The organism is Blastococcus sp. SYSU DS0539 (assembly GCF_054050855.1).
Genome location: NZ_JBJHAF010000010.1, coordinates 169,859 through 182,293 on the forward strand (window position 1 = coordinate 169,859; position 12,435 = coordinate 182,293).

Genomic DNA, 12,435 nt, shown 5'->3' on the forward strand with positions numbered 1-12,435 from the left:
AGCGATCTCATTCGTCCGCCGCGGTGGGGGCTGAGCCGGCCGAAGGTCCCACGGCGCCTGCCACTCAACGATTTCGTCGTCCATTGAGTCACCGGGCGACAACAGCTGCCGGCCCAAGAACCAATCGCTGATCGAGCTAGCCACCGGCGACCCTCCACGAGTGCGTCGTCTGTGACTTCAACGTGCCAAATAGCCCCGGAAGTGCAGCCAGTTGGAGTGGATCAAGGCCATTCCCCGCGCCGGAGTAGGCGCCGATCATGCGAACTTCCTGGTGGGCCGCGGAGTTGAAGCGGCCCCCAGCCGAGACTCGGGCAGGTAGACGACCCGCTGCGCCGCCAGTTCCAGTCGAGCTGACAGGCTGGCGCGCCGGCTCACGACCGTGACGTCGCAGCCCGCAGCTGCGAGCCTGGCGGCCATCGGGGCGAAGATGCCGTCGCCCGAAGCGATCACGACCTGTCGGAAACGGTCGGCGACCCCCTCACATTCGAGTACCCCGAGCAGCTCCCAGTCCGCGCCGTTGTGGCCGACCCCCACCCGGTAGTGCGCATGGCGAGGTCCCCAACCGAACCCCACATCAACGAGGCTCCCCCGGTTGCAGGCGACGACCATCTGGTCCAGCGGCGTCACGTTCACGACGGCGAGGTAGGCAGTCCGCAGCGCGGCAACGGTGGCCTCAGCAGGCCGGCCGGAACCCACCAGGTTCTCGATGTCGATGTCGATGGCGTGGAAAGTCCTGCTCGGGGCGAACACTGGGACGGTCACTGGCCGGCCGAGTCTGCCAGCATGGTGGTCGACGAGTCAGAGGGCACTGACGTCACTTCGATTCCCTGCAGCGCGAGTTCGGCGAAGACTGCTGTCGTCACAGCAGTGGGAAGCGAGGAGCGGGAAAATCCGATGACCACTTCGAGGCTGGGCCACTTTATTCCTGGCCTGGTGAGTTGCCGGACGGCCCGGGCACGAGCGTCCCCCCACTGCCGCGCAGCCGATCCTTGCTCGCCCGGAATGGAGATCGGCTTCCCCGCCAGCCGCTCAGCCTCCTCGTCGATCTCGAGCATGACGTCCTTGAGGAAGTCGCACAGATCCTGGCCGTAGTCCCAATCCATCGTCGCAACGGCTCGGAGGTTGTCGTAGTGGTCGTTCTGGGCCTTGTCGTTGACCACTTCTTCCAGAGCGAAGAGGCGCACCTTGCCGTTGGCCAGGTCCTGGGTGAAGTAGTCGTGAGGCGGGAGTGTGCGGTAGCCCATCTCGGCGCGGTACTCCATGTCGAAACTCGCAATCGTGAAGCCTGGCCGACACCAAGGGCTGGCATCAACCAAGCGGGCAGATAGGACGGACAGCGGCAGCGAGTAAGTCCACCGGCAGTACGACTACCGGAGGGCACTTCATCGCTACGAGGAACACTTAGGCGGTGCACTTCCGGTGCTGCCGGAACTGCTTTCCACCCAGATCAGAACCTTAGTGGATCATGCGAGCCGACGCCAGACCCGAAGCGGTGAATCCTGATCGAGAGAAGCGTGCCTCGTCGTGCAAGCGCCGCGCGCGACGGCCGACCGACGCAGCGACAAGGACGGTCCGGAGTCGCCGTCTCCCCGTGATGCCCAGTCCGGGGACGCAAGGAGCCATGCCCTACCTCAGATGCGCCGAGTCTGTCGGTGTCGCGGCTACCGTCCGGAGATGTGTCGTCACCTGCTGCCCGCGATGTGAGCCTCTCCGACCTTGCCGTGAGCGAGATCGTCGGTGACTTCCTCGTCCCCTCCTATCAGCGTGGCTACCGCTGGGGATCGATCGAGGTCACCCATCTGCTCGACGACGTCGAGGCCAGCAAGGGCGATCGGTACTACCTACAGCCGGTGGTGGTGAAGCGGATGGCGGACGGTCGGTGGGAGCTGATCGACGGCCAGCAGCGACTCACCACGCTCTACCTGATCCTGCTGTACATCCGGCGGGAGAACCTGCTGCCGGCCGCCGAGGTCCGCTACTCCCTCGAGTACGAGACCCGCCCGAACAGCAGGGCTTACCTGGAGGACCCGGTAGCCGACCTGCACGAGGAGAACATCGACTTCTTCCACTTGTACAAGGCCTACGAAGCGATCGGTGAGTGGTTCACCGCTCGCGGCCACCGGAAGCTCCAGGCAGCCATCGACTTCTACACGGCTCTCTCGGAGAAGGTCCGGGTCATCTGGTATGAGGCCGGTGCCCACGAGGACTCGGCGACGCTCTTCACACGCTTGAACGTCGGCCGAATCCCCCTCACCGACGCCGAGCTGGTGAAGGCGCTCCTTCTGTCCCGCAGCCGTGCTGAGGGCGGACGGGGCGACCGCGCCCAGGAGATGGTCGCGCAGTGGGACGCGATCGAGCGCGATCTGCGCGTCCCCGGAGTCTGGGCCTTCATTACCGGCAGCACGTCGGAGGAGCCCACCCACATCAGCCTGCTCCTGGACACGCTCGCGAAGCGGGACTCCGCGAGCCCGCTCTTCCACACCTTTGAGGCCCTTCGCGCCCGCGTCGAGGACTCCTCCCCCCAGCACGTGTGGGGAGACATCGTGGACCTGCACTCACTGGTCCTCGGCTGGTACGACGACCGGGACCTCTACCACTGGATCGGCTATCTGATCGTCAACGGGGCCAGCTTCCGCGACCTCGTGGCCTTCGCGGAGGGCCGGACCAAAACCGAGTTCGCGCAGGGCCTGCGCGACCGCATCCGGGATCACCTTCGCCTCACCGAGGCCGCACTCCGGGACCTGACCTACACCGACGGACGCACCGAGAGCGTGCTCCTGCTGACGAACGTCGAGTCGGTGCGGCGAACGCGCGGCTCCTCGGAGCGCTACTCCTTCCGCGATCATGCGGCCGGCGCGTGGTCCCTGGAGCACATCCACGCGCAGAACGCCGAGCGGCTCAACAGAGCAGAGCAGTGGGTGGAGTGGCTGCGGCTGCACGGCGAGGCCCTCGCCCACCTGCCCTACATCAGCGACGCCGTGCGGGAGGACCTGCAGCGCCGGATCCGCGAGGCGCGGGAGTCCATCACCGAGGCGAAGTTCCGTTCGTTGGAGCGGGAACTGCTCGGCGTCTTCTCGACCTCGGACGAGACGGGCACTACCGGGATCCACTCCATCGCCAACCTCGCCCTGCTCGACCGCGGCGTCAACAGCGCGCTGAGCAACGGCGTCTTCGAGGTCAAGCGGCGCGCGATCATCGAGTGGGACAAGGCCGGCGCCTACATCCCGGTCTGCACGCGCAACGCGTTTCTGAAGTACTACACCGCTGCCGACGCCCAGCAGGTCCACTTCTGGAGCGCCCAGGATCGGGAGGGGTACCTCGATGAGCTCGTCGCCGTCGTGTCCCCCTACCTGCTGCCACCCGACGAGCCCGGCGGCCCTGCGTCGACCGGGACGCAGGACGACGCCCAGACCGAGGGAGCGGATCAGTGACCGGGTTCGAGGACCGCAACGGCTTCCTCACGTCGTACGCGGGGTTGTTCGCTGCTCGCCCGGATCGCAGGCAGATCAGGAGCATCCGGATCCCGTTGATTCAGCGGGACTACGCGCAGGGGCGACCGGGACCCCGCGTCGAGGAAATCCGGGCGTCCTTCCTGGACGTCCTTCACGGTGCTGTTAGCGGCGACCCGGTCGGTCTCGACTTCGTCTACGGCGACGTCGACGAGGACGGGACGCTTCTGCCTCTCGACGGGCAGCAGCGGCTCACCACCTTGTTCTTGCTGCACTGGTACCTGTGCATTCGAATCGGTGACCTCCCGGCCGATCAGGCATGGAGTCGATTCAGCTACGACACCCGCGCGAGCGCCCGACGCTTCTGCGAGCGCATCGGCGCCTACCCGCCGCCGAAGGACGAGGTCGGGCTGGCCGACTGGATCGTCGACCAGCCGTGGTTCCTGCACGGGTGGCGCATCGACCCGACGATCAGCTCGATGCTGACCATGATCGACGCGATCGAGCGTCGCTTCACTGACATAGGCGCGGCGGCGGCGTGGTCACGCCTGCTGGACGAGGACCGGCCGGCGGTCACGTTCCTGCTCCTGCCGATCGAGGAGGTCGGCGCCGGCGACGAGCTCTACATCAAGATGAACTCGCGCGGTAAGCCGCTCACGCCGTTCGAGAACTTCAAGGCCCGGCTGGAGCAAACCCTGGCCTGGTCGCCCGAGCGCGCGAAGGACCTGGCACACAAGATCGACGGCCGCTGGGCCGACCTGCTCTGGCCCCTGCGCGGCGATGACGACATCGTGGACGACGAGTTCATGCGCCTCCTCGAGTTCGTCATCGAGGTCTGCGAGTGGCGCGAGAACCGGATCGACGTCGACGGACTTCTGCACCAGCGCGCAGCCGTCGTCTTCGGCGCCGCCAATCCCGAGGTCGACACGCAACTGTCGTTCCTCTTCGACGTGTTCGACGTGTGGACGGACCACGACGATCTCGCCCGCACCTTCGCAGCGCTGTTCACCGCCAGCCACCAGCCGGTCGAGTCCGGCGCGCCCCAGCCGGTGGTGCTCTTCGGCACCGACGAGCAGAGCAACCTGTTCGCCGACTGCTGCTACAGCTACGGGCAGCTGCGCGGCAAGGCGCGCGCGTTCTCCCTTGCCCAGACCCTTCTGCTGTACGCCGTCCTCCTCCACCGGATGCACGACAGCGCCGACTTCCCACGACGTCTGCGGATCCTGCGGAACCTGCTCGCTGCCTCCGTCGACGAGGTGCGGCGCGAGAACATGCCGAAGCTGGTCGCCGACGTGAAGTCGCTCGTGCTGGAAGTGACCCCGGCACAGGCGCTGGCCTCCGTGAACACCTTCACCCGCGCCCTGGTGTCCGGTGAGCTGGAGAAGCTGCAGTTCCTCGACGGTCGGCCCGACCTGTCTTCGGTCGTCTACCTGCTCGAGGACCACGACCTACTGCGCGGTTCGCTGAGCGCCTTCGACCTCGAGCCAGCACACCTGGACCGCCGTGCGGACGCCTTCACCGAGCTGTTCGACAACCCTGCCCACTGGCCTCAGCTCACCGCAGCTCTCCTGGCGGCCGGTGACTACCAGCGGCGCAGGCCCAACTCGGAGGCATGGCAGTTCGGCACCGGCTCACCGGACAACGACGGCGTCTGGCGTTCGCTGTTCAGCGGTGCGCGTGCCGATGTGACCCCGACCCGCGGTGCGTTGACGCTCGTCCTGGATGCCTTCTCGGACGCCGAGGCCGCCCCCGCGGAGTTCCTCACCGACTTCACCGGCACGTGGCTGGAGCAGCGCCGGACGGAGCGACGCCTGGACTGGCGGTACTACCTGGTGAGGTACCCGTGCATGCGCGAGGGCGGAACCGGCATCTACTACGGCATCGACGGCGTCCTCGGCTACTCGCTGTGCATGCTCCGCAGGACGCAGCTGAACAGCAACTACCGGGACCCGTTCTTGCTCGCAGTCCTTCGCGAGAGCGGAGTCAGTGACGCCGTGCGGAATCCATGGTTCACCGGCTGGCCGACCACCGCCCGCTGGATGGAACTACTCCGCAGCGGCACCGGCCTGCGGGCGGAGGAGCCCGGGTTCACCGTCAATCCCTCGGGCCTCAAGGCATACCGGGCCGTTCTCGAGGAGCTGTCTGCCCGGCGAGACGACCTAGTGCAGGACGAGGGCGGGTTCCGGATTCCGGTAGCGCAGCGAGAGCATACGGACGGCTCCGTCGTCGACGTCGAAGATCGAGTTGTGAAGGGCGCCGTCGTGCTGAAGGCCCTCGTCGAGGGCGGCCTGTGATGCCGACAACCGCTGGTCGACCGCCAGCGGGGTCGACGGGGTGGCCCCGGCGCGGTCAGCGCAGTCGGTGCGGATGACCCAAACGGTGCGCCGGACGGTCGCCGACTCCCGCCTTCTGGTCAGAGGCCGGTGAGCCGGCGGCGTTAGCTGCGGCATCGGCGCCGGAGCCGGCGGCAGGACTGGACCACCCACGGGTCAAAGCCGACGTCCTCGAGCAGCACGGCGACGTGGCCGTGGCTCCCCTCGTAGGTGATCAGCAGCAGCGCGTCCTTGACCTCGTCCAGTCGGCCTTCTCACTCACTTCCCGGACGCGAACAGCGCCGCGGAACCCCCTGCGAGGCCGGGGCAGGACCGGTGTCCGTTGTGATGGGGCTGCGATCAGGTCGGAAGGTAGGTGATCCGGGAGCGCAGCGCGGCGGCGTCCAGCCACACCTCGTCGACGTCCACGGCACCCTCGTCCACGTCGTCCAAGCCGGCCGGCGGGACGGCGCGGTACGGAGCGTCGACCTGCCAGCCACGGCTGTCCGGGTGGCGACCCTCGGGATCCTCCTCCAGGTCCGCGACGCGGAGCGCGCCGGGAACCTCATCCCCGTCAACGAGGACCAGGCCGCCGCCGGCGGCAGTGCAGACGATGGCGTCCAGGTGCAGGTGCGGGAAAATGTCGTGGTCGGTCGGGGTGAAGCCCTTGTCGTAGCGGCAGTCGATGCCTTCGCAGGGGTAGCCCACCACGTGGGTGATGTCCGGGCGGGGCAGCAGCGCGGCGGCGAGGTCGTCGAGGACGGCCTCCATCTCCTCGCACCGGGCGGCCCAGCGCAGGTCGACGGCGCGGGCGCGGCGGCTGGCGGCGCGGGCGGCGAGCCGCTTCTCGGGGGTGCGCGGGGGAATCAGCGCGGACATGACGGAACTCCTCGAGCAGACGGGATGGTGCAGGACGCCTGACACCGTGCGCTGCCCGCCGGGATCGGCAATCAGCGGTCGTGAGTTCCGATGGAGGCTCGCGCCGTCCGCCGGACGACACTGGCGGTCAGCGGCTCCGTCGAACGACACTTCCCGTCTGTCGAACGACACTCCGGCCGCCCTGGCCCCGCCGACGTTCCTCGGGTCGGGTCCTTGCCCGGAGCGGGTGTCACCGTCCGGTCGCGCGTCTGCTTCGGTGACCGGCACCGTCGGCGCCGCCGGCGCGCGTGGCCGCCGAATCCCTCCGTTCCGGTGACGCGCCCGCCGGTCGCGGTGCGCGAGGATGCCGGGCATGAGCTCCCGGCAGGTCCCCGACCGACCGCAGGAGGGCCTAGCTGACCCGGCTGAAGGGCTGGCCGCACAGTTGGCCGAGGCCGAGGAGCTGATCGCGCAACGGCGGATAGACCTGGCCGCCGCGCGGCTGACCGCCGCGCAGGAGACCCTGGCCGACCTGGACCTGCCAGCGCTGCATCCGCTTCGCCGGCGGCTGGCGCAGCTGCGGGCGCGGCTGGCTTGCGTGCCGCGGAAGGAGGACGCGGCGCGTTCCGCCGCACCGCGACAGGGCGGCGGCCCGGCCGGCACTCCCCCGGCGATGCCGACCCCTGCCATGCGCGCCCGGCGGGACCCGGGCCCGGGTCGTGAGTGGGGCACCGTGTCCGGCGGCCTGCCCACGCTGGGGCGGCACCGGTAGGACTCCACTGGCGTGGGGGCGCAGCCGGGTGGATCGCCCGCCCCGCCCCGGCAGGGCGGAACACCAGGTGCGCTGCGACGCGAGTCCGCCACGGCCCGTGGGCCACAACGCGGACGCCGAGCAGGTCGAACGCGGGCGTAATGCTGGAGGACTGAAGGCCACGGCCCATCGACCGGCGACATGCAGAACTCGTGCGCCTCGTCGTAGGAACGGTAGGTCCCCCGCTGGGTGCCGGGCCTCGTCGGGCGCCCCCTGGTGCTGCGGCGCGTGGCCCCGAGCTACCAAGACCGAGTGTCGTCATGAAGGGCCGTCCGTGGCGTTGCCGGCCACAGGATGGCAGGGCGACCGGCTGAGGCTTGACCGCTAGGTCCGCTGGCCCGACGAGTCAGGCCACGCTGCCAGACGGCAGGGTTAGGCCGACCGGCCACCGACGAAGTCAGCGGTGGGCGAGCTCATTCAGCGCGACATTGGCTGCGCCACCCTGAGCGAGGGGCCCGGCCGGGCTACGTGCCACGGCCCCGACGGCGCGATCGATGACCCACCCGTTCGGCGCGGGTGCGCGTCCGAACGGCAGCCGGGCCCCCACAGAGCGCCCGGTGTAAGGGTCGTCCCGGAAGGCATGATCGGAAGCATGTCGCAGTCGTCGCTGTTCGGTGCCGGGGTGCATCCGGACCTGCCGAGCAGCTTCGTGCACAGCGTCGCCAAGCTCGCGGATCCACTCCATGGGCTCCAGCCGGCGGGTCATGCCGATCTTCACGAGGCTGGTCATGTTCACCGTCGACCGCCTGCGTGAACTCGTCGCCGAGCGTCGGCTGACGTGCTCGATCCCGAACTTCCTCGACGACTAGGTCGACAGGCGGCTCAACTCGGCCAGCCCGTCAGAGGTGTGTGTCTCCGCGGGCGGAACCCGGTAGCGCCGGCCCGGCCGGCGCTACCGCCCGCCGACGTCAGCAACCGGCGGGTCAGGGGATCAGCAGGTCCAGCGGCTCGGTGTTTCGCCGCCGCTCGAGGGACTTCCCGTCCGGCGCGCCCCGCAGCTTGCGGGTGGCCAGCCCGTTCGCGTGCACCCGGGGCTCGTCGAGGTGAGCGGGATAGTCCAGCGCCCGCAGCGCCCGCACGTCGGCGCGCCGGCCGGCCCCTACCCCGTCCCGCTCGACCAGGACGGTGACCTCCCGGGCCGCGCAGTGGGTGTTGTCGCAGTACAGCTGCACCCGACCGGTGTCGGCGTGCAGGTCGGCGTGCGAAATCCTCACCGTGTCCCGCCCGCAGAAGTAGCAGACGGCGCCGCCGCCGCGGTGCGTCGATGCCGACGTCCCCGCCGGCACGGCCTGACGCACCCACGGCTGCTCCCCGCAGTCCCACGTTCCCTGACCGGTCCCCTGGTCCCCGCTGATTTGTGTCACGGCCGCCCTCACCCTCCGGATCCGGGCCGCGGTCGGGGCCCGTGCACTCAATGTGCAGCAGCACACCGACCCCCGAGGGCACTGACACGCGCCCCCAACACAGAATCCGACCCGAGCGGCGGGACCCGCTGTGCGTGACCGCGAACTCACGAGCCTCGTCGTGAGAACGAAGAGTCCCCCGTCCAGCTGCAAGCAGTGGACCGGCCGGCTTGTTCAGGTACCCAGAGGGCCCTCGTTGGTCGTCAACTGCTCCGTCATAAGGGACTCCAGTGGTGCTGTGAGGATCCCCGCCATGGTCTCCTCGTCCGGCACGACGTAGTCCTCGTCGAACTCAACCATGGCGTCGAGCACGGCCTTGTAGCCAGCGGCCGCGAGGAACCATTCGCGGGTCTCGCCGTCGGCGGTTATCGACAGTGGCTCGTCGATGAGGCTGAGGTTCAGTCCGTATCGAAGAGCGAGGCCTTCGATCACTGCGGCCCCAGCGGCAGTGAGATGCTCGTATGTGAACGGCGGCCGAAGTCGGAAGCCCAGGAAGGCCGACATGTTCGTGTAGAAGTTCGTCATCCGACGGATGAAGGTGGTCTCGGACTCGTGGAGGCGATCAAGGATCCGAGACCGCGCCTCCTCGGCCGGCATGGACGCCACCATCGCGGTCAGCGCTACGTAGGTCCGCCAAGCCTGGGACTCCATGAGGATCTCGAAGTTTCGAGCGATCGCGCGCCGGACCACCTCGTCGAGGAGCTTGCGACGGTCCACCGGTGAGTCGGTGAGCAGGTGCGCGTTGTCCTGAACCGCGGTCAAAGCTGCGGTGATCGTTCGTTCGTCGAAGGCCGCGGTGCCGATCCAGTCGGGCCGTCCCGCAACTTCGCAGAGGAAGTCGACGACGAAGTCCTCTTTGGTCTTCCACTGCCGGAACGCCGAGGAGCGCGGCACGTTCGCCGCCGCGATGATCACTTCCAGGTTGATGTGCTCGAGGCTCACGCGGAGACCGCCTTGCTCGACCAGCAGCGTCCGCGCCGTGTCCAGTACTCGTTGCCGCACTTCCTCCAGGCTGAGCCGACCGCGACGACCGCCAACAGCAGCTTGTGCGAGGTCGATGGAGCTCTGCGACTTCGCGTCATTCCCACCCAAAGCAGTCATCTCCATCACCCTACGATCGGACACGCCGTGAGACTTTGGGACCGCGCATCTCAAAGTGTCATGTCTTGTGGTCTTGACGTTTCAAGTGCAGCATCCATACCACGCACGGTACCCCGCGCATAGACCGCCTCCGCCGAATGGGCGAGCGACAGATGGAGGACCCCAGATGCCGCACCAAGCTGCAATCCGTCCGCGACGCCTCGTCGCAACCCTGCTCTTGTCACTCGTGGCGCTCCTCAGTTCGCTGGCCGTCGCGCCGGCGGCCGAAGCGGCCCCGGCCCGGTCGGTGGTGTGGGTGGGGTCGCCGGTCGACGGCACCTGGCCAGACGCCTCGTACTGCTCGGGTGCGCAGTACCCCTCCGCGTGGTGCTCCCTCCCGATCGCACATCACACCTACTCCAATGGAATGCCCTATCGCGGAGACTGGGGTGCTGACTTCGGGCAGGTCTGGGCCGGACAGGAGGTAAAGCTCTACGCGGCTCCCCAGCAAAGCGGCCGGTCGATCGGCGCGAAGGTCGAGAAGGTGCTGCTGTCATGCGCCATCCGCGCCGGCGAGACGTATGAGCAGGCCCGCCAGCGCGGCGGCCACACCGTCGTGATCGGCCTCTACGAGGGCGGCACCCGCATTGGATGGGTCGCCTACGCCCACGTGAACCCCCGCGTGAGCCAGGGAGCCTGGGTCAGCCGCTGGGGAACGACGGTCGGAACCGTGGGCAGCTACCACTCCAACTCTTGCTGGACCGGGGTGCACCTGCACATCGAGCTGACGAACGAGACCAACTACAGCTGCTACAACCGGGGCTGGCGACCCGGCCAGCAGATGTACCGGACGAACTTCATCGGCTTCCTGGGCGGGGCCTACGCCTACGCCCCCCGACAGGCCTGCCCCTGATCCACAACCCACCGCAGGCAACGATCAACGCCGCCGGCCGCCACGGCCGGCGGCGTTGTTCTGTCCGACCGGACACCCCGCGGCGATGCAGGTCCGTTGCTCGCCACACCGGCTGGGACCTACGGAACTCCTGCGCCTCGTCGTGAGAACGGTGAGTCCCTCGCCGCAGCGGGCGTCGACCAGCACCTAAGCGAACTCACGCAGACATTCGCCGTTTGGTGGTCTCAACACGTGGACGGAGGTGAGGACGGCGCACGGCAGAGAACCAACAGCCCCGGACGCGGCGGCGCGACACAGGGGGAAGGTGTCGCGGATTACGAAGCTCTCGCGAATAGGGTCGCTCAGCGTGGGCCAAGACCGCCGGCGACCGAGCTGGGTTTCCCCCACAGCCACCGCCGTCATAACCTCGGCCACCGGTGTCGCCGTCAATGTCGCCACGGATCTCAGTACCAATCCACTTGCGTGGGCCGCGGTCGGGATCTGCACCGCCCTGGCTGCGATCGCCTCGTTTCGCGTTGAGCGAGCGGCGTCTGGTCAAACGCGGGGTGCCGCGAAGACCTCACGGCACGGCAGGCGGGTGACAACCAGCACGGCTGGTGTGGTGCTCCGACGGGAAGTCACACGCGGTGACGTGACCGTCGTGACCGAGATTTTCAGCCAGGACATTGCCATGCGATACATCGCTCGCCCTGACGAGGAACTGTGATGCTCGAGCAGAAGCGCCGGGCCCGGCATGCCCAAGAACTGAACAACGAAGCGCTCGATCGAGCTGGATCTGGCGACCTTGAGGGGGCGGTGCGCGCAAGTGAGCGGGCGGTGGCGCTGTACCGAGAGCTGACGGCAGCCTCACCGGAGCGGTACCTGCGCAATCTTGCCGCAGCGCTTGGCAACAGGGCCGCGGTTGCCACCCAGCTGGGTGACCTACCGCGAGCCGCGGACCTCTTGGAGGAGGCAGCTGGCCTACTTCGGCGTCAGCCGAACACCGACACCAGCTCGCTAGAGCTGCTGGCTGAAGCGATGAACAACCTGGCCGTCGTCTATCGCGGGGTGGGCCGACTGTCCGACGCGATGGAGGCCGCGACCCAGGCAGTCAACCTGTACCGCAACCTCGCGGAAAGGGATCAGACAACCTACGGGCGTGGTCTTGCTGGAGGCCTACGCAACTTTTCCATCGCAGCGGCCACTCTTGGTCGACGCGAGCAGGCGCTGGAGGCCCTCCGAGAGTCGTTGGCGCTACTACGCCTTCTGGCATCTACCGGATCGGATGCGTCATCAAGAGATCTCGCGGCAACGCTCAACAACTACTCGGTCACCGCCGCCAGCCTGGGGCGGGATGAAGAAGCACTGGCGACGATCGAGGAGGCCGTCACCCTGCGCCGGACGCTGGCCGCGGCCCGCCCCGACGCCTACACCCCCGACCTCGCCAGTTCGTTGAACAACCTCTCCAACCGGCTGGCCGACCTCGGCCGCACCGAGCAGGCGCTGGCCGTCATGGACCAAGCCGTCGCCCTCTACCGCGACCTGGCCGCCACCCGCCCCGACGCCTACACCCCCGACCTCGCCGGCGCCCTGAACAACCTCTCCAACCGGCTGGCCGACCTCGGCCGCA

General features: G+C 68.3%; 11 protein-coding genes. 6 read left to right on the forward strand and 5 right to left on the reverse strand.

Going from position 1 to position 12,435, the window contains the following annotated elements; genetic code table 11:
• Window positions 1-255: 255 nt before the first annotated feature.
• Entirely contained in the window at window positions 256-762 is a 507-nt protein-coding gene (locus tag ACI790_RS14085) for an NYN domain-containing protein (protein ID WP_456570399.1), read from the reverse strand.
• Window positions 759-1,262 carry a hypothetical protein gene (locus ACI790_RS14090; RefSeq protein WP_456570400.1) on the reverse strand — a complete coding sequence of 168 codons (504 nt, stop codon included), beginning with the start codon at window positions 1,260-1,262 and terminating at the stop codon, window positions 759-761. Before ACI790_RS14090 ends, ACI790_RS14085 begins: the two co-directional genes overlap by 4 nt.
• Before the next feature lie 459 nt (window positions 1,263-1,721).
• On the opposite strand from ACI790_RS14090, the gene ACI790_RS14095 reads away from it, so the two are divergent.
• Together ACI790_RS14095 and ACI790_RS14100 are read left to right on the forward strand one after the other, a co-directional pair.
• Entirely contained in the window at window positions 1,722-3,431 is a 1,710-nt protein-coding gene (locus tag ACI790_RS14095) for a GmrSD restriction endonuclease domain-containing protein (RefSeq protein ID WP_456570401.1), read from the forward strand.
• Complete coding sequence (locus tag ACI790_RS14100) at window positions 3,428-5,743, forward strand: DUF262 domain-containing protein (RefSeq protein WP_456570402.1); 2,316 nt, start codon at window positions 3,428-3,430, stop codon at window positions 5,741-5,743. The genes ACI790_RS14095 and ACI790_RS14100 overlap by 4 nt, the downstream gene beginning before the upstream one ends.
• 378 nt (window positions 5,744-6,121) lie before the next feature.
• On the opposite strand, the gene ACI790_RS14105 is transcribed toward ACI790_RS14100, so the two are convergent.
• Window positions 6,122-6,640, reverse strand: coding sequence for a hypothetical protein (locus tag ACI790_RS14105; RefSeq protein WP_456570403.1), 519 nt, complete (start codon window positions 6,638-6,640; stop codon window positions 6,122-6,124).
• Between the two features lie 352 nt (window positions 6,641-6,992).
• Between ACI790_RS14105 and ACI790_RS14110 the strand changes: the two genes are divergently transcribed.
• Window positions 6,993-7,391 (forward strand): hypothetical protein, encoded by a 399-nt coding sequence (locus tag ACI790_RS14110; RefSeq protein ID WP_456570404.1) that lies wholly within the window; start codon window positions 6,993-6,995, stop codon window positions 7,389-7,391.
• A gap of 722 nt (window positions 7,392-8,113) precedes the next feature.
• Window positions 8,114-8,239 (forward strand): hypothetical protein, encoded by a 126-nt coding sequence (locus ACI790_RS14115; protein ID WP_456570405.1) that lies wholly within the window; start codon window positions 8,114-8,116, stop codon window positions 8,237-8,239.
• A gap of 114 nt (window positions 8,240-8,353) precedes the next feature.
• Here the strand turns inward: ACI790_RS14115 and ACI790_RS14120 are convergent, their stop codons facing one another.
• Entirely contained in the window at window positions 8,354-8,728 is a 375-nt protein-coding gene (locus ACI790_RS14120) for a hypothetical protein (protein WP_456570406.1), read from the reverse strand.
• 279 nt (window positions 8,729-9,007) lie between these two features.
• On the reverse strand, window positions 9,008-9,940 hold the full coding sequence (locus ACI790_RS14125; RefSeq protein ID WP_456570407.1) for a TetR/AcrR family transcriptional regulator: 933 nt from the start codon (window positions 9,938-9,940) through the stop codon (window positions 9,008-9,010).
• Window positions 9,941-10,340: 400 nt separating this feature from the next.
• Here ACI790_RS14125 and ACI790_RS14130 point away from each other — a divergent pair, with 400 nt between their 5' ends.
• Window positions 10,341-10,826, forward strand: a complete 486-nt coding sequence (locus ACI790_RS14130; protein ID WP_456570408.1) for a hypothetical protein — start codon at window positions 10,341-10,343, stop codon at window positions 10,824-10,826.
• Window positions 10,827-11,531: 705 nt separating this feature from the next.
• On the forward strand, window positions 11,532-12,435 hold a 904-nt coding region (locus ACI790_RS14135; protein WP_456570409.1), incomplete at its 3' end, for a tetratricopeptide repeat protein.